This is a genomic window from Shewanella sp. Choline-02u-19, from assembly GCF_002836205.1.
Lineage (GTDB): Bacteria > Pseudomonadota > Gammaproteobacteria > Enterobacterales > Shewanellaceae > Shewanella.
Window position 1 is genome coordinate 2,556,528 of sequence record NZ_PJBE01000013.1, and the last position, 18,686, is coordinate 2,575,213.

Sequence of the window (18,686 nt, forward strand, 5' to 3'; positions counted from 1 at the left end):
AGACTAGTACCGTTGAAACTAATGTTGTCAGGCCGTCAGCTGAATTAATCAACAAAAATACAGGAAGAAACAATGCAACCGAACTACTTTATAGGCGCACATGTTAGTGCCTCTGGCGGCATAGCAAATGCTCCCACAAATGCTGCCGCTATCGGCGCTAACGCTTTTGCGTTATTTACTAAAAATCAGCGCCGCTGGGCAAGTAAGGCGCTAGATGAAAAGCAAATAACGCTATTTAAAGAAAACTGTCACAAAGCTAACATTTCAATGGATGCTATTTTACCCCATGACAGCTATCTGATTAACTTAGGGCACCCAGATGATGAGCTACTCACTAAATCACGTGAAGCTTTTTATGATGAAATCGCCAGATGTGAACAAATAGGTTTAACCCTGCTTAATTTTCACCCCGGTAGCCACCTAAGACAAATTGACACCGATAAATGCCTCACGCGAATAAGCGAGTCGATAAACTTAGCACTGACGCGTTCAAGTACCGTGACTGCGGTGATCGAAAATACTGCAGGCCAAGGCTCAAACCTGGGTCATAGTTTTGAGCAACTCGCTCAGATAATTGACGGCGTTGAAGACAAGTCACGCGTCGGAGTTTGTATCGACACCTGCCATATGTTTGCTGCAGGGTATGATATTCGCAGTCAGATAAGCTGTAAGGCCGTTTTCGATGAATTTGATAAAATTGTTGGTAATCAATATCTCAAAGCCATGCATTTAAACGACAGTAAAACAGGACTTAACAGCCGCGTTGATCGTCATGAATCTCTGGGTAAGGGGGAAATAGGGGCAGAAGCGTTTGCGACGCTAATGACACTTGACGCTGTTAAGGGTATTCCGCTCATTCTAGAAACAACCAATGCTGAGCTGTGGCCTGAAGAGATTAATTGGCTACGCAGTTTAACTAAAGCACCATGAATACGAGGCTAATACAGATGATTACATTAGGCATTTATAGATAACCGCGACCACTTTAGTTGGCTCGCCTAAGTCGATTTGTAACCAAACGATGTGTGTTCCTTCGAGCTCTTCACCCTGCTTTATAGCACTTAGTTTGGCATCTTCGAGCGCATTTTCTCCGTGTCCTATGCCTCTAACCATTGCAAAGCTATCGCAGTGGGTGACTTCAAAATCGTATGCTTCATTTATCCTGTGGTACAGCTGAAATTCTTCACTGGCACAACCACTTAACAAACTGAGTAACAATATACTGACGACAAAACGTAACACAGATACGACACCTTTTATAAAAACTGCGCCGCACAATATAAAATATCTTGAGTAAACAATGGGATCTAAGTCACGCTAAAGTAGATCTAACTAATACATTCCGCCCCATTTGTTAACAGCCACAACGAAGCTCAATGACATTGCAGCAGCAACCTCACTCCAAAGTCGATAAAAAAGCACATAAGCCACACTTTCACCACAAAAAAAGAGAAGCTATAACAGCTGCTCTTTTTAATGGTGAGTCGTTATAATTCCGGCTATTTTACTAAGATACTAAATAAGTGCCGCTTTAATGCGTCAAAGTCTGCTGGTAAATGGGCTGACAAAATAGTTTTAGGTACCACATTCGCAAGTGCGGGCGGCAGCGGCAACTCAATGTCCAAGATCTGCTCAACCACTTCGTTAAATTTTGCTGGGTGGGCAGTCCCTAAGAAGATACCTTTTTCACCTGTCACCATCGTTTGCTTTAAAGCAAACGCCGCAATACCGGCATGTGGCTCAGAGAGATAACCCACTGCATGAAGCCCTTTAACTGAATCGGCGGTATCCGCCTCTGACACGCCAATACCTTTAATATCGGCTAATGACCAGTTCATCGCCTTAACAATGGCTTCAACTCGAGGCCAGTTGCTTGGTTCAGCAACATCCATCGCGTTCGACATAGTCGCAACGGTCAGCTGTGGGGACCATTCCCCCTTGTCGAGATAACGTGGTACGGTATCATTGCTATTGGTTGCAGCAATAAAGCGCTTAATCGGCAATCCCATCGCTTTAGCAAATAGACCCGCTGTTAGATTACCAAAGTTACCGCTTGGCACTGCGATAACAGGATCTGAGTTATTCGTTTTCTTAAACTGCGCGACGGCTTCAAAGTAGTAACAAATCTGCGCCAATAAGCGGCTGATGTTAATTGAGTTAGCAGAGTTTAGATGTAAGCCATCACGAATATCGCTGTCTTCAAATGATTGTTTCACTAAGGTTTGGCATGCATCAAAATCAGCACTGACAGCCACAGTGTGAATATTGTCACCTAGCGTCGTAAACATCTTTTCCTGCAGTACACTGATCTTACCTTTAGGATAGAGCACGACGACGTTGATATTATCCAGCCCGTAAAATGCATCCGCGACCGCAGCGCCAGTATCGCCAGAAGTCGCGGTTAAAATATTGATTTTTTCGTCTTTTGCCAACGCATTTAAGCACTGCGCCATAAAGCGTGCGCCAAAATCTTTAAAGGCCAACGTCGGACCATGGAATAACTCTAAGCTATACAAATCCTTGTCTGCTTGTACCAGCGGCAGCTCAAAATTAAAGGCTCGCTCAACTAAACGGTCAACGGTATCCTGGCCCAACTCTTCAGCTAGCCAAGCGCCGATGACCTTCTTACTGCGCTCCACAAACGGCAGTGCCAGTAAGCCATCAATATCATCTAATGTAGGAATATTTTTTGGAAAGAAAAGCCCACGGTCTTTTCCAAGTCCAAGTTTAACCGCTTGGGTAAAGCTTACCACCTGGGATGGGTGCTTCAGATTATATAATTCCATGATGACGTCCTTTGATTCTCAATGCTGTATTGATAGTTTTTATTACACGTTATTTGCTTCACATTTGTTCTTTATAAATTAGGCTCGACGAGCCCCTAAATCATCAATTTGGCAAATATGTGAAAAGCCTAATGCTTGATCAATATAATTTTCATCTAACCACTGCTTAGCAACTCTTGCTGTTTCTATATCATCAGTAATAGTGAACAAGGTAGGCCCACTGCCAGATATCCCCGTTGTTAGCATACCTATCTCCGCAAGGGCAGACTTAGCTTGTTGGTAATGAGGGATCTCTGCTGCGCGATAAGGCTCAGCAAGCACATCTTTGAGTACCGAGATAGCCAATGCGTCGTCTTGCTTATAGCAAGCGTGCACAAAAGCACTGAGGTAACGGCCAAAATCAATTGTGGTTTGCTTTGAATACTGCTCTGGCATCAACTGGCGCATTCGTGCCGTCGATAACGAGATCCCAGGATAGGCTACCACCCAATACCACTGTTTAAACGTGGGTATCGGCTCACAAATAACCTGCGGCGTATCAAGCATTAATTGCATACCGCCAAGAAAGCATGGCGCGACATTGTCGTAATGTACCGAACCACTAATTTTGCCTTCAAAATCTCCCATTAGCCGAAGCACTTCCTGCTCAGAAAAAGGATTATCAAAATATTCATTGAGTGCTACTAGCGCTGCCACAACGGAACTGGCACTAGAGCCTAAACCACTGCCAACGGGTAAGTTCTTCTCTAGCGTGAGCTTAAGCCCGACATCTTTGCCTAAATGCTCAAGGAAAAACGTTGCACACTGATAAACAATATTCTCGCTCTGATTAGCGGGTAGCTTGTTGGCCCAATGCCCTATTACGCTCAATGTTAGTCCTTGCTCAGCCGATTCAACCGTCACTCTATCGCCAAGTAAACTACCATCTATTGGGGCTAATGCCCCACCGAGCAAGTCAAAACCGACACCCACATTGCCCATTGAAGCGGGCGCATAAATGGTTACGCTCATATTCCAACCTCACGAGTCCAATTAAGGGTTCTTAAAATATCGGCGAACGCTCCTGCTGCAGTCACATCGGTTCCTGCGCCATACCCCCTAAGCACGAATGGTATTGGCTGATAGTAGCGACTATAAAATGCTAATGCGTTCTCTCCGCCTTTAACACTGTATAGCGGATCATTTGCATCCACCTCTGCAATCTTAACTTTACAGCCTTGGTCATCAATTTGCCCGACGTAACGCAGTACTTTGCCTTCAGCCTTAGCCGTTTCAACACGCTGTGCTATTGCTTTATCTGCTGAGGGCAAATTTGCCATAAACGCTTCTACGTCACCCGATGCATCAAATGACTCAGGCAACACTGACTCAACATTGATATCCGACAGCTCTAGTTCCATACCGACTTCTCGGGCCAAAATAAGCACTTTACGAGCAACATCCATACCGCTTAAGTCCTCACGAGGATCCGGCTCTGTGAAACACTTTTCTCTTGCAATACTGGTGGCTTGAGACAGAGTCATCCCCTCATCTAACATGCCAAAAATGTACGAAAGACTGCCAGATAATACACCGTTAAAACGCAGCAGTTTATCACCCGCGAATAACAACTTTTTAAGGTTATCAATAACAGGTAATCCCGCTCCAACAGTGGTTTCATACAAGAACTGACGACGCTGTTTTAGCGCTGTTTGACGCAATGCCTTGTAGTAATCCATATCACGAGTATTGGCCTTTTTATTTGGCGTTACCACGTGTAAGCCAGAATTCATCACTGCTAAATACTGATCAGACACAAATTCACTCGAAGTACAGTCAACGAGCACAGGGTTTAGTAACTGCTGCTCTTTAGCCCATACCAGCATCTCATCGATACTCGCGGCTTGCTTTGACTCTGCTAACAGCTTTTGCCAGCTCGATAAATCGATACCTTGAGCATCGAGTAACATCTGCTTTGAATTCGCAATACCGCAAACCCGTACGGCGATATGCTGCTCTTTAAGCATTTGGCGTTGCTGTTTTATCTGTTCAAGTAGCCCCGCGCCAACATTGCCGCAGCCCACAAGGAAAACATCAAGATAGTGCTGAACATCAAAGAAAGATTGATGGCATGCCGAAATAGCATGTTTGGTTTTTCGCTGCTCAATAACGGCAGAGATTGAACGCTCTGAAGAGCCCTGGGCAATGGCGACAATATTAACGGTTGCTTGTGCAAGGGCTTGGAAAAACTTTGCCGCAACCCCTTTATGGGTGCGCATGCCATCACCAATCAGTGACACTATCGCCAACTGATGGCGCATCTCTATCGGCTCTAACAGGTCGCTTTTAAGTTCGAGCTCAAACTCTTGCTCTAGCGCATATTTGGCTTTAGCTGCGTCTTCAGTGGAGACACAGAAACTAATACTGTATTCAGACGAGCTTTGCGTAATCAGTGAAACGGAAACTCCCGAGCGTGATATCGCGCCTAATGTACGACTGGCCATGCCCACCATGCCTTTCATTCCAGGCCCCGAAACATCAAACATCGTTTGATCATCAAGGTTGGAGATCGCTTTAACATTCAGCCCTGTTTCATCAGGTGCGTTGGATACTAGCGTCCCGACAGCTTTAGGGTTGAGCGTATTACGGATATAACAAGGAATATGGTATTGCGCGATAGGAGCCACAGTCTTTGGGTGCAGCACCTTTGCACCAAAGTAAGAAACTTCCATAGCCTCTTGATAACTCATTTGAGGTAGCAGTTTAGCGTCAGCAACCACACGTGGGTCGGTATTATAAACGCCATCAACATCAGTCCAGATCTCGCAGCAACTCGCTTGTAAGCAAGCTGAGAGCACCGCCGCAGAATAGTCGGAGCCATTGCGCCCTAATGTAACAATTTTTCCTTCACTGTCTCCTGCGGTAAAACCAGGCATCACCCAAACATGAGCATCTGTTAAGTTTAATGCGTTAAAGCGTAACTTACTCGCTTCAATATCAACGGCTGACTCTAAACGTGGGCCATAACCCACCAACAATGATTCAGGGTCCAATATTGCCGATGGGTAATCAGCAGCTTTCATCACCTCAACCATCAATGCAGAAGACAATTTTTCGCCCCCCACTAACACCGCTGCTTCGACACTCTCAGGGCACTCATTAAGCAAACTCATTCCGGCCAGCTTATCGCCCCAAAACTTCATTTGCTGCAGCAAACGTTCACTGAGTCTTTTATTTTGTTCATCTGTTAGTGTGTTAGCAGCGTCACCGTACAAAGCATTAAACACTTGCTCTACTTTGGCTAACACGGCTTTATAGTCACCGCCATTAACAGCAACCTCAACCATTTCAATTAAGCCATTGGTGACCGTTGCGGGTGCGGACAGCACAACAGCTGTACTTTCTGTCTTTGCCGACTGGATAACAATATCTGCCGCTGCTCTAAATCGCTGCCAATTTGCAAGCGAGGTACCACCAAATTTCATTACTTTCATCGAAAACTCCTTGTACCGCGCCACTAAAGAAACAAAAAAGCCCGCTCCTTTGTGGGGAGCGGGCTTGATATTTAACTTATATCAGATTGTGCTTAGCCCGCCCCCACGATGGTAATCGTGGTGGTTGTAATAATCGTGGTGATCATTAAAACGTGGCTAAACATATAAATTAGGTTTCATCCAATTGGATTAATTTGTGTGCTAACAGAATTGCTTTTTAACCAAGATGTGTCAACCCCTAAATTGGGTTTATTGTCATTAATAACCATCATCTTAAATAATCAGCCAAAAAGCGGTATAAATCATGGTTTAGGAGAAGACCTCTCTGTAAATGCGACTACCACCAAAGGTTACTCTTACGTAAACATATATAGAATTAACAACTAACCAATTGTTAATAAACAATTAATTGTTAAGCCCCATCTCTTACTATGATGATAAAGTGACCAACAATAGATTGGCTAGCCAGTATACCCCAACGGCTAATTTTACAATTTACACCTGAGTTTAGGCTTTTAAACTTGGCTATAACGACAAACCAAATAAAAAAGCACTGCTTATGATGTTTAGCTATAAGCAAAACCAAGTCAGCTTTGTTGAATTTATCTCAGCTCAAATAAAGATGTGGTGTAGGTAACATAAGTGAATCCAACCTGTCGCAAATTGACAAAAAGCAAGCTAGAATGCGCGCAAATTACCGATTGGAGCCAATATGAAAATCACCGAAAAATGTGCTGTAAGCATCCATTACCGATTATCAGATGCAAAAGGTCAGCTTGTTGAAAGCTCTTTTGAAGGCAAGCCGATGCTGTATTTGCACGGCGCAGAAAATATGATCCCAGGCCTTGAAGCAGCTCTTGAAGGTAAAGAGCAAGGTAACGTTCTTGACGTCACCGTTGATGCTGAGCAAGCTTATGGCGCATATCATGATGGCTTGTGCCAAGAAGTGCCAATAGCATCTTTTGGCGATATCGAAGATATCGTTCCTGGTATGCGATTTATTGCTGAAACTGAAATGGGACAACGTCCTGTTCAAGTGACTGAAGTGAAAGATGACGTTGTTATTGTTGACGGTAATCACCCACTAGCCGGTCAAACACTGAGCTTTAATGTTGAAGTGCTTGAAGTTCGTGCAGCAACCGAAGAAGAGATTGCCCACGGTCATATCCATGCAGGCGGAAGCTGTGGCGGTGGCGAACATTCACATGAAGGTGGATGCTGTGGTGGTGGCGATCATGAGCACAGTCATGAAGGCGGATGCTGCAGTGACGATGAAACGAAAGAAGTAAAAGAAGGTTGCGATGGCAACGGTGGCTGTGGTTGTAAGCACTAAGCTCATCTAACTCTTTTGACTGAAATAAAGCGCGTTTCATTTACTAAAATGAAACGCGTTTTTTTATGCGCTAAATCAGCCTATCGATATATGGCGTTTAAAAATATGATATGAAAGGCTTCCGAGCCTGCTATCGATATCAACATGTCCCATCATTGTGCTTCATTAACGTATATACCAACAAAACACAAAAGTCGTTCCCGTATTCAGGATAATCCTTTGCAGCCGGGGCGATTGTGAGTGGATAGGTTATGGTAAACGCAAGATACATGAATCCTACGGCATATAGACGCTATAACGTTAACAACTTTACCTGCTCTCTTTGCTCTACTGACATATGCTTTAGATAATTTGAGCAGCGCGTTATTGTCGCGATACTAATTTGATACTCTTGTGCAATTTGTCGTTGGCTCATCTCTTTACGTAATAAAGTTTGAAAAACCTTTAATCGGCCTGCCACTGCACTGCGTTCCTCCTCCGTTAGCAGTAATTCAAATAACGTCACTAAAGCGCTATGATCGTTTTGAGCCATCACTTTATCTAAAACTAAATCCCACTCTGCTCGCATTTTAGCCTCAATGGTGTACTAGTGCATCATTACAGTCAGTCTATCAGGAAACCATTTCCAGTCACGTACTTTAGATACGAGCAAACAGCACTGTTAAATCAATTGATTTGTAACTAAGCGTAATTTTGGCCAAAAACGAATGGAGTCCACTAGCCAAAAGTAGGTACAATAGCGTGAATTTAGTCGCATAACATAATAAAAACGTGAGAATAACCATGAAAAAATCATTAAAGATGAGTCTAATCGCACTAGCTGCGACTGCTACTATCGCAACCAGCGTGCAAGCTAATAATTTTGAAGACGCTGACGATGCTATTCACTATCGTCAATCTGCTTTTGGGATGATTGCCTATAACTTTGGTGACATGGGCGCAATGCTAAAGGGCAAGAAAGATTACGATGCTAGCGTATTCGCGACGCGAGCAACCAATGTTGCTGCACTCTCTATGCTACCTCTTGAAGGTTTCATTGCTGGTTCAGACAAAGGTGATACTGAAGCCCTAGCAAAAGTCTGGAGCGACAAAGCAGATTTTGATGCCAAGATGAAGACTTTCCAAGAAAATGCAGCAGTGCTCGCTTTAGTCGCACAGAAAGGCGATAAGCAGGAAATAAAGAAAGCCTTTATGAATACAGGGAAAAGCTGTAAAGGTTGTCATGACGTTTACAAAAAAGATTAGTTAATAATGAGCCAGCGCTAATAGCCGCTGGCTCTTTTATTCTACATCAAGCTTTCGTCCATCAGTGACGTTTACAGCATCTGGATAATTGGTAGCATCAAATAGTTAACCACTAGCGCGCCAATGACTATTACGATAGCAAATGCCTTGAGCACAGAAGCAAACGCTAATGTCTGCTCTTGCTCTCCTGGTAAACGCTTATAGCCACTAAACATCGCTGCAAGGATCTTGTCACCTTTCAACATATGCACCCCAACAGCCAACACATGAATAGCAGCCAAGACTAATATCAAATCAAAATTCTTCTTATGTAACCACGTCAGCCATAAACTAGTATCACCACTCACAGTTGAGTACAAAGGACCCTCTGTAAATATTTCATCCGTCGCAAACAATCCAGTGAATAACTGAAGACACATTAGAGATATTAGCGCCACAACCATATAGCCTCCGATGGGGTTATGCCCTATTGAAGCTGATATGCCATGCTGCTTAGTTTTCTTCAAATAGTTAAAGACTGTTTTAGGAGAGTGTACAAAATGGCTAAACTTAGCGGTATCACTACCGATAAATCCCCAGAGTAATCGCATTCCAAGCAAGATCATTAAGCAGTAAGCCAGAAGTTGATGCCACTCCATTTCTCCCGATTCCGCCGTCCACCATAAACCGCCAAGCAAACACAACATTCCCCAATGAAAGAGTCGTGTTGGAATGTCCCATATTTTTACTTTGACAATGTTTTGCGCCATGAATGATAACTCTCACTAATTAATTGGTCTTTTGTGAGCATTATATATTGGGAATGTGGATAGAGCTATGGGGTTATTAACGCTAAGATTTTTACAAAAGGGCCTATTCAGTCGCCCCTTATCCATTCAAATATGAACTTGTTTTTTGGTATTTTCAAGGAAATATTAGCAGTTATTGACTATATTTATCTAAGTGATCAAATAAAAAGCGAACAGATTCAGAGACCCTACAAAACGTGATTCAGATCACAACTTTCATTAGCCAGATTGTTAGTCTGAATTCAAGGAAACAACAAAAGGTTCGAAATATGATAAAGATTACTAGCAAGCACTTTGAAGTTACTGAATCTATCCGCGAACGTATTGAGGCAAGACTAGAGAAATTAGCACGACATGATGTGCAGCTTATTAATCCACACGTCATCATAATACAGGAGAAACAAGGTTTTAAGATTGAAGCTACCGTCGGCATTCCAAATGCCAAGTTATTTGCCCAGGCGAAACATGAAGACCTATACGCAGCAATCACTGCAATGGGACAAAAGCTGGAGAAACAGCTCAATCGCCTAACACATAAACCAGAAAGCCAACGTCACGCCACACTTAAAAGAGAAGATGATGCGATCGATGACGGCTTTGACTACAGCCATGAGGAGGAATACGCAGCTTGATATTATTATTAATTTTTGTCCAAAAGCGCACCTCGAGTGCGCTTTTTATTACAAAATTTTCAAATTGACTAAGTTTTGATTGACAGAAAACCGACTCCGCTTTAGTTTAATTCTATGAAAAAAATCCAGACTGCCTTTTTTACTTTCTTTTTTATGCCCCCCACCCTCGGAGGCGGAATTTCGGTGTAAAAACGAAAGTAAAAATTCCAAAGCCTCCCACATGGGAGGCTTTTTTAATTCTAAGCGCGCTAAATAAGATGTAGAGGCCCAAATGAGCAAACCACAACCTTTAAACCACACTCGAGAGCAAATCACGACTCTCGACAATGACCTTTTGGCTTTATTGGCAAAACGCCGAGAGTTAAGTTTAGATGTTGCTCGCAGTAAAGAAGTGGATGTAAGGCCTATACGTGATACCACCCGTGAAAAAGAACTGCTCGCACGCCTCGTTAAACAAGGCAGAGAACAGGGGTTAGATGCACACTATGTGATTTCGTTATATCAAAGCATTATTGAAGACTCTGTACTTAACCAACAAGCCTACCTCCATGGCCGTGCGAACCCTGAAACACAGCAACAGCAGTATTGTGTCGCCTACCTTGGCGCCCGGGGCTCTTATTCATACCTAGCCGCCAGCCGTTATTGCGACAGACGCCAGGTCGAAATGCAAGACTTGGGTTGCCAAAGCTTTGATGAGATTGTTCAAGCTGTTGAATCAGGCCATGCTGATTATGGTTTCTTACCGATTGAAAACACCTCATCAGGCTCAATCAACGAAGTTTATGATGTACTGCAACATACAAGCCTCGCGATTGTCGGTGAAACCACAATCGAAGTGGGTCACTGTTTATTGGCTAATAGCGGCAGTAATATCAATGATATTAAAACGGTTTATGCTCACCCACAACCGATCAGCCAGTGCAGTCGATATCTAAGCCAACATGGTGACTTCAAGTTAGAGTATTGCTCAAGCAGTGCCGAAGCGATGCAGATGGTGTGCAACGCAGAGAGTAATAGTGTTGCGGCGATTGGCAGCAGTGAAGGCGGCGCGTTATACCAACTCGAAGCTATCGATACCGGTTTAGCCAATCAAAAAATTAACCAAAGCCGTTTTATTGTGGTCGCACGAAAAGCAGTTGATGTGCCCGAACAGCTACCCGCAAAATGCACACTCATTATGGCCACAGGGCAAAAGCCTGGTGCCTTGGTTGAAGCGCTACTCGTTTTAAAAGCCAGAAATCTGAATATGAGTAAGCTTGAATCTCGCCCTATCCCAGGTACTCCTTGGGAGGAGATGTTCTACCTTGATATCGACGCCAATCTTTCTAGTGAACCTATGCAAGCTGCATTGAAAGAGTTAGAAAGAACCACAAGATTTATCAAAGTGCTAGGTTGCTATCCATGCGAAACGGTCAATCCAACGCAGTTAAGCAATAGCCAGTTGATGATTGAACCAATCACCTCTAAATCAATCACGACACCAAGCTCTGCAAGCAGTAAACAGAAGCGTTACAGTAAAGCTTATAAAACAACGGCGACCGAAATAATCTGCGGTCAACTTAGCATCGGCAATGATCAGTCCGGTGCGATTGCTCAACTGCAATTGCCGTTTGAAATCAGCCAATTTGAGCAGCGTGCTAAAGCACTCAAAGAATCTGGCTTTCAAGCCGTTGTGATCCAGGGATTGAGCCAGCAAAGTGATTTGCTAACCTCACTCAACAAGTTCAAACATACATTGGATCAGTTTGGGCTGGTGTGTATCTTAATGGTTGAACATGAAACTGACTTAGCCATTGCTGCACAGCTGGGTGATGTGATTATGTTGTCAGGTACACAAATGTACAACCAAGCCATATTAACTCAACTGGGTTCACTGTTACTGCCTGTGATATTGGAGCGTAACACCATGGCAAGTGTCGATGACTTCCTTAATGCTGCAGAAGTGGTATTAAGTCAAGGGAATCAGCAGCTGGTATTGTGTGAGTCGGGTGTCAGCACACTAAACAATTCAGGTAAGCCGTCTCTCGATTTAGCCGCCTTGGTTGAGCTAAAAAATGCCAGTCACTTACCAGTGTTAGTCAACCCTTGCTATGCAGTTGATACGCTACAATTACCCAGTTTTACCAAAGCCATTAAGCAATTGGGTGGTGATGGTATCGTCGTTAATATTGCCAATATAGAACAAGTTGGTACGAGTAAAGAGCAACAAACATTGCTTAATGACCTCCTTAACAACTTATATCGATAATCTATAGCGATTAGCCTAATAGAGCGGCCGCCAGCAACAATTGGCGGTCGTTATCAAACTCTATATTAAACGCTATTTTAATTAATCAGCCCCCTTCTCAGCCTCTTCAGCATTACACTTATCAATTAAGCTCGGGATTGTCGTTCCCTGTACCAAGATAGAAAAAACCACTACCGCGTAAGTCATTACCATTAATAAGTCTCGTAAATCGATAGCGTTTCCATCGGCTAACATTATCCCTGTCGGTAAGCTCATCGCCATCGCTAAGGCTAGACCGCCCCGCAGCCCTCCCCAAATAAGAACTCGCTCCGCATAAGAGTTGTAGCGCTTAAAATGACGAAAGCCAAAATAGGGTAAGTAGATACTGACTGCACGCCCTAATAATACGATAGGTACTGAGAGCAACATAAACCACCAAAGTTCGGCGTCAAAATTGATCAGCAGCAATAACAGACCCAACAGTAAGAATAATAGCGAGTTGAAGAAAGATTCAATCAGCCCCCAAAAGCTCCCTAACGTTGCACATTCGGACTCTTTTAGTAATTTAGGTATGCTGATATTGCCCGCGATGATCCCAGCCGTTACCATCGCTAGAGGCCCTGAGACACCAATCATATCCGCAACCACATACCCTGCAGTAGGGATCAGCAGTGTCATCAATAAATACTGCGTGCGATCTTCCGCAAAGCTCAACATTAAATGTAATCCGCCCGCCAGCAAAGTCCCATACAGTACCCCACCAACCGCTTCCTGCAAAAACAGTCCTGTAATACCCGCCATCGTTAAGGGTTCAGTAGAAAAGGCAACTTGTGAAATAGCAACAAAGATAACCAAACCTATACCATCATTAAATAATGACTCACCTTCAACTTGGGTAGCAATATCTTCTGGAGCGCCGAGTTGCTTAATAATGGCTAATACCGCGATTGGATCTGTTGGAGAAATAAGCGCGCCAAATAACAAGCAATAACTCAATGCAAGGGGTAAACCTAATAAGCCTGCGACTATGTACAGCACGCCGCCAATGACCACTGTCGATATTAAGGTACCAATAAATGCCAGAATGAATATTTCCCATTTCTGCTGTTTGAGCACATTCAATTTAATTTGTAAGGCGCCTGCAAAAAGTAAAAAGCCTAACATTCCGTTTAACAGTAATGCTTTAAAGTCCAACTGTTCAAGATCTGTCACTAAACTCGAATAAACAGAGACTCCAAAAATCTTACCTGCGGCCAATATTAGGAGGCTAAGAAGCAGCGCAAGTGCTGTAATAGTGATGGTATCTTGCCAGCGGTGTAAGCGTGAAGAGATCAGCGATACCACTAATGACAATGCAGATAAAAGGCAAAGGATTTCGTAACTAGTCACGGCAGTACTCGTCAATGTAAGCGGAAAAATGGTTCAAGAGGGGACTAAATACAACGACCTTCGATTAAACTTAGCCAGCCTTTAAAAATACGACCACTAAACCAAACCGCACCAGCGACATAAAGTGTGGCACTTAACCAAGGTTGATTGCTTAAGTAGCCGACTAACATAAACAGCAGCATGCAGATAATCGACCAACGTTGCCATCTAAGATGTGACACAAGGACTGAACTTAGGGTGTTTTGACGCTGATTTAAGTTAATAAACAAACTCAATGCAGCTGGGAGTAACAGAATAGGAAAGCAGGCCATAAGCCCATACAGCATATGAGCAAGGCTTTTATCTTCTAGAGGTAAAGCTTCAGAATGCGTTGTTGATGTCATAGCCACTCCGCCAAGAAAGAAAAGACAGGCGCAAATTCCATCACGTCCTGTCATTAACCTTACTTTCTCATGGTGAGTTACGCAACTTTCACGCTGATTTATTTCAAATTTATTAACAAAAAATATAGCCTCTAAAGCTACAGCTCTAATGTCACATTTGACTTCAACTTCGTTGAACAAGCCAGAACATAACCTTGTGCTATTTCATCTGACGTCAATGACATTTGGCTAGAAGATTCAGTTTCACCTTCTACGACCTTACATTTACAAGCACCGCAAACACCAGAGCGACAAGCCGCAATGATAGGCAGTCCCTCAGCTTCAACGCCATCAAGTATTGTTTGTCCGCTGGTAAGTGAGCGTGTTCTATCGCCAACTCGTAGCATAAAGCCACTCGCATCGTCGCTCGAGGTGCTCTCTTTTGCTGCTGCTAGCTCGCCTAAGTCGCCTTTGAATGAACCAAAGCTTTCTTGATGAAATTGCGCCATATTAAAATTAAGTGATTCAAGCAAGGCTTTTACCGCCGCCATGTATTGCTCTGGTCCACAAACAAACACGGTTCTAGATTGAAAATCTGGCACTAAGCGTTGCAAGTTATCGGCTGATAATCGTCCGGCCAGCGCGTCAACATGGGCACAAGGCTCAGCGTCAACATTTTCTAAAATATAGTTGAGCTTAAATTGACGACTGCGCTCGGCAATCTGCTCAAGTGAATCTTTAAAAATAAGGTCTTGAGTTGATTTTGCGCTGTGTAAAAAACAAACATCAGGGCTAATTTGAGTATCGGCTAACCATCGAGACATCGAGTACATCGGCGTAATGCCGCAGCCTGCGCTTAAAAACAGGTAGTTTTCAGCTTCGATATCAATAAGATTAAATGCGCCATCAGGCCCAAGTGCACGCACAACATGGCCAATGTCTAAATTATTAGCCAAGTAATTGGACACTTTGCCGCCATCGATCTGCTTGATCGTCAGCACCACAGAAAATGGACGTGAAGGTGATGAGCTTATCGTATAGCTACGACCAATTTTCTCGCCATCAATCTCTAATAATAATGTTAAAAATTGTCCTGGTTTAAAGTGGAACTTTACCGGCTTGATACCTTGAAAGCGAAAACTAACGACATCGTGAGTCTCGTTCCACTTTTCAACACACACTAACTGATGCTCGCCTGCTTGCCACTGCTTAGCTTCAAACTGCTCTGTCGCCGGCACATTTATATTATTAGCCATATAACTCTAACCTAGATGTTAAAAATATTTCTGACATAAAAATGGCCACATATGAGTGGCCATTATTACTTACTCATCACCAACTAAACAGGCGTTTAAGCTACGTTTAGAATGCGATTAAGATCCGCTTCAACTGTTGTCGTTGTACGCAGTCCAAACTTCTCTTCTAATACATTAGCCAAGTTTGCGGTTAGGAACGCTGGCGCTGTAGGGCCAGTCAAAATGTCCTTTACACCCAGTGAAAGTAGAGTAAGCAGCACTACAATCGCTTTTTGCTCAAACCAAGACAGTACTAGCGTCAATGGCAATTCATTGATATCGCATTCAAATGCTTCAGACAACGCAATCGCAAGTTGGATAGCCGAGTAAGCATCGTTACACTGGCCAACGTCCAATAGACGTGGGATACCGTTGATGTCACCAAACTCAAGTTTGTTGAACTTATACTTACCACAACCTAGCGTCAGGATGACTGAATCAGCCGGCGCTTGAGTCGCGATATCAGTAAAGTATCCACGCTCTTCTTTGTCGCCGTCACAACCGCCGACTAAGAAGAAATGCTTAATAGCACCACTCTTAACATTCTCAATCACTGTAGGCGCTGCAGCCATAAGTGCGTTACGAGCGAAACCTATAGTGATTAGATGGGGGATCTCATCATAGGCGAAGCCTTCTAAAGACTCAGCTTTAGCAATAACAGCACTAAAATCGTCACCAACAATATGACTAACACCAGGCCAACCCACAATGCTACGGGTGAAGATTCGGTCTGAATAATCGCCCACATTAGGATCGATTATGCAGTTAGACGTCATTACGACAGCACCAGGGAAGTTTGAAAATTCTTTTTGCTGGTTCTGCCATGCACTGCCGTAGTTACCGACAAGGTGTGGGAATTTCTTAAGTTCTGGGTAAGCAAGTGCAGGCAACATTTCACCGTGTGTGAATACGTTAATGCCTTTACCTTCAGTTTGTTGCAAGATAAGCTCTAGATCTTTCATGTCATGACCCGACACTAAGATAGCCTTACCTTTTATAGATTTGGTGTTCACTTGAGTTGGCTCTGGATGACCAAATGAGTGAGTTTCGCCTTCATCTAACATCGCCATTACGCGATAGTTAAGTTGACCAATCTGCATTGCAGTGTCAAACAGCTTGTCACCATCAACAGAATCTTCACCTAGGAATGCCATAATCTCGTGGAACTCACCAGCAACTTCATCGTTGGTTTGGTCAAGTACTCGAGCATGCTCCATATATGCAGCAGCGCCTTTAAGGCCATATAAACAAAGTAAACGTAGTCCCATGATGTCTTCATGAACTTCGTCTTTTCCACGGTTAGGCGCAGCTTGTGAAGCTTGAGATAGCATCTCTGGCTTAGTAGCACCTAATACTAGCTGCATCGTTGCCGTTGGCGCTTTAGCTTCAATATTCAGTTCAGCACATTTAGTTTCATAAGCTGTTTGTAAACGGCTACGGAAAGCGTTTGCTTGCGTGGTGTATCCAATAATACGGTCATCATCGAAGTTAACGTTAGTTAGCGTTGCAAAAAACGCCTTAGGTACAAACGTATCGATTTCGTGATCGATAACACCGACTTCACGAGCACGTACAGCATATGCTGACACGCCTTGAAGAATGTAGATTAGAAGATCTTGTAGATCAGATGTATCTGACGACTTGCCACACATACCTTGAGTGTAACTACAGCCATTGCCCGCAGGCGTTCTAATTGTTTGCTCACATTGAATACAAAACACGACGTTTACTCCTAATACCTAATACATGCATTTAGATTGCATCTTTTGAAATTAGTGTACGCCGATTAAGAAATTGCAAAAGTACTTTCTATGGTTAATGGTTAAAACTATGAATGAGATCACCTTAAGCTGTCGCTAATTTTAACTAATTGGTCAAAATGTGCAGGATATTGATACGGACTAAAAATCGCACTGATAATGCTATTTATTCTCATTGGCTTTTGGGGTGGTTTTGACCATAAAAAAGGAGCCTAAGCTCCTTTAATATTGATATGACATCCGCTCAAATCACCCTAATCGGTTTTCATATCATTGACCGATTGCAACATCGCTCTACTTTCTCTTTGGAACTGTGGTGCAAAATCACCAAACCACTGCGCCACTTGTTCGAACTGTTTAACAAACGCTTCTCGGTTACCTGACTTTAATACCGACAAGGCTTGAGAGTAGTTTTCGAGGTAATCGCTAATCGCCACCAAACTGTCCTCTTGAGCAAAAATAATATCTGCATATAATTCAGGACTCTGGGCAAATAAACGCCCTACCATAGCCAGCTCTAGACGGTATATTGGTGAGCTAAACTGCAGCAGAGATTCAATATCAGCCTCCTCTTTATAGAGGTTAAGCCCGTAAACAAAAGAGGAGAAGTGTCGCATTGCCTGCACGAGTTGCATCGCTTTATCATGCTTCTCTGGTTCGGCTTCAACGATACGCGCACCCCAGATCTCAATCTGCTCGATCAACCATTGGTATTGAGATTGGTCACGGCCATGACACACCACGACCACCTGCTTTGCTAAACTGCCCACATCAGGCCCAAACATCGGGTGCAAGCCTAAAACAGGGCCTGAGTGCGCTGCTAACATGGCTTCAACAGGTGCGGTTTTAATCGAGGTTAAGTCAGCAAGAATACAGTGGCTTGGTAATTGCGTTAGTTTGCTGGCAATCAACTCACAAGTGATGTTAATCGGCACAGTCACAATAACCAGCCCTGCTCCGTCAAAAATCGTCTGACTATTAACCCAATCATCTTTATCTAAAGATTTAACTTCATATCCTGACAGGGTCAGCATTTGCGAAAATAAGCCGCCCAGCTTGCCTTCACCGCCAACAATCACCACATGGCCGAGATCAGGATTAACCTGCTTAAATCCAACGTCCTTCTCGTTAAGATAAGACTCGCGCATTAGACGCCTTAAAATATCTTCAATTAACTGTGGCTCTACATTTATCGCTTTTGCTTCGCCGCGACGCTTTGCCAGCATTGACGCTTCACGTTGAGGAGCATAAATCGGGAGGCCAGCACCGTGCTTAACAGCACCCACTTGTGCCACTAGATCTAACCGTTTTCTCAGCAGGTGGAGTAATTGTTGGTCAACGCCATCAATTAAGTCTCGCAGGTTTTCAAGCTCTGCAGTGGTCTTCTCGTTCATCA

Annotated in this window: 16 protein-coding genes and 1 other annotated feature; of the genes, 5 read left to right on the forward strand and 11 right to left on the reverse strand. The window is 43.5% G+C overall.

Annotated features, from left to right (window positions below):
- The first annotated feature begins 72 nt into the window (after positions 1–72).
- Positions 73–930 carry a deoxyribonuclease IV gene (gene nfo / locus CXF83_RS17765; protein ID WP_101090452.1) on the forward strand — a complete coding sequence of 286 codons (858 nt, stop codon included), beginning with the start codon at positions 73–75 and terminating at the stop codon, positions 928–930.
- Positions 931–951: 21 nt separating this feature from the next.
- Here the strand turns inward: nfo and CXF83_RS17770 are convergent, their stop codons facing one another.
- The 4 genes from CXF83_RS17770 to thrA form a co-directional block, all read right to left on the reverse strand.
- Positions 952–1,242, reverse strand: a complete 291-nt coding sequence (locus CXF83_RS17770) for a hypothetical protein (RefSeq protein ID WP_101090453.1) — start codon at positions 1,240–1,242, stop codon at positions 952–954.
- Positions 1,243–1,499: 257 nt separating this feature from the next.
- Positions 1,500–2,786, reverse strand: coding sequence for a threonine synthase (gene thrC, locus CXF83_RS17775; protein ID WP_101090454.1), 1,287 nt, complete (start codon positions 2,784–2,786; stop codon positions 1,500–1,502).
- 78 nt (positions 2,787–2,864) lie between these two features.
- Positions 2,865–3,797: a homoserine kinase gene (thrB, locus tag CXF83_RS17780; protein WP_101090455.1), complete on the reverse strand. Its 933-nt coding sequence runs from the start codon at positions 3,795–3,797 to the stop codon at positions 2,865–2,867.
- Positions 3,794–6,259 (reverse strand): bifunctional aspartate kinase/homoserine dehydrogenase I, encoded by a 2,466-nt coding sequence (gene thrA / locus CXF83_RS17785; protein ID WP_101090456.1) that lies wholly within the window; start codon positions 6,257–6,259, stop codon positions 3,794–3,796. The genes thrB and thrA overlap by 4 nt, the downstream gene beginning before the upstream one ends.
- A 712-nt stretch (positions 6,260–6,971) precedes the next feature.
- Here thrA and slyD point away from each other — a divergent pair.
- A complete protein-coding gene (slyD, locus tag CXF83_RS17795; RefSeq protein ID WP_101090458.1) occupies positions 6,972–7,592 on the forward strand; it encodes a peptidylprolyl isomerase in 621 nt (206 codons plus the stop codon).
- Positions 7,593–7,884: 292 nt separating this feature from the next.
- On the opposite strand, the gene trpR is transcribed toward slyD, so the two are convergent.
- Positions 7,885–8,160: a trp operon repressor gene (trpR, locus tag CXF83_RS17800; RefSeq protein ID WP_101090459.1), complete on the reverse strand. Its 276-nt coding sequence runs from the start codon at positions 8,158–8,160 to the stop codon at positions 7,885–7,887.
- Positions 8,161–8,393: 233 nt separating this feature from the next.
- On the opposite strand from trpR, the gene CXF83_RS17805 reads away from it, so the two are divergent.
- Positions 8,394–8,837, forward strand: a complete 444-nt coding sequence (locus CXF83_RS17805) for a c-type cytochrome (protein ID WP_101090544.1) — start codon at positions 8,394–8,396, stop codon at positions 8,835–8,837.
- A gap of 71 nt (positions 8,838–8,908) precedes the next feature.
- Here CXF83_RS17805 and CXF83_RS17810 read toward each other — a convergent pair whose 3' ends face one another.
- Positions 8,909–9,586: a cytochrome b/b6 domain-containing protein gene (locus CXF83_RS17810; RefSeq protein WP_101090460.1), complete on the reverse strand. Its 678-nt coding sequence runs from the start codon at positions 9,584–9,586 to the stop codon at positions 8,909–8,911.
- Between the two features lie 308 nt (positions 9,587–9,894).
- Here CXF83_RS17810 and hpf point away from each other — a divergent pair, with 308 nt between their 5' ends.
- The gene (gene hpf, locus CXF83_RS17815) at positions 9,895–10,257 is read left to right on the forward strand and encodes a ribosome hibernation-promoting factor, HPF/YfiA family (protein WP_101090461.1); all 363 of its coding nucleotides are present in this window, start codon (positions 9,895–9,897) and stop codon (positions 10,255–10,257) included.
- A gap of 117 nt (positions 10,258–10,374) precedes the next feature.
- Positions 10,375–10,495: a sequence feature (Phe leader region), on the forward strand.
- 33 nt (positions 10,496–10,528) lie between these two features.
- Complete coding sequence (pheA, locus tag CXF83_RS17825; RefSeq protein WP_101090462.1) at positions 10,529–12,505, forward strand: prephenate dehydratase; 1,977 nt, start codon at positions 10,529–10,531, stop codon at positions 12,503–12,505.
- An 81-nt stretch (positions 12,506–12,586) separates the two neighbouring features.
- Here pheA and CXF83_RS17830 read toward each other — a convergent pair whose 3' ends face one another.
- From CXF83_RS17830 to tyrA, 5 genes are all read right to left on the reverse strand, one after another.
- Complete coding sequence (locus CXF83_RS17830) at positions 12,587–13,873, reverse strand: cation:proton antiporter (protein WP_101090463.1); 1,287 nt, start codon at positions 13,871–13,873, stop codon at positions 12,587–12,589.
- A 44-nt stretch (positions 13,874–13,917) separates the two neighbouring features.
- Positions 13,918–14,256 (reverse strand): hypothetical protein, encoded by a 339-nt coding sequence (locus CXF83_RS17835; protein ID WP_101090464.1) that lies wholly within the window; start codon positions 14,254–14,256, stop codon positions 13,918–13,920.
- 137 nt (positions 14,257–14,393) lie between these two features.
- Positions 14,394–15,491, reverse strand: coding sequence for a hybrid-cluster NAD(P)-dependent oxidoreductase (locus CXF83_RS17840; protein ID WP_101090465.1), 1,098 nt, complete (start codon positions 15,489–15,491; stop codon positions 14,394–14,396).
- A gap of 95 nt (positions 15,492–15,586) precedes the next feature.
- Positions 15,587–17,251 (reverse strand): hydroxylamine reductase, encoded by a 1,665-nt coding sequence (gene hcp, locus CXF83_RS17845; protein WP_101090466.1) that lies wholly within the window; start codon positions 17,249–17,251, stop codon positions 15,587–15,589.
- Between the two features lie 293 nt (positions 17,252–17,544).
- On the reverse strand, positions 17,545–18,684 hold the full coding sequence (gene tyrA / locus CXF83_RS17850; protein WP_101090467.1) for a bifunctional chorismate mutase/prephenate dehydrogenase: 1,140 nt from the start codon (positions 18,682–18,684) through the stop codon (positions 17,545–17,547).
- Between the last annotated feature and the right edge of the window lie 2 nt (positions 18,685–18,686).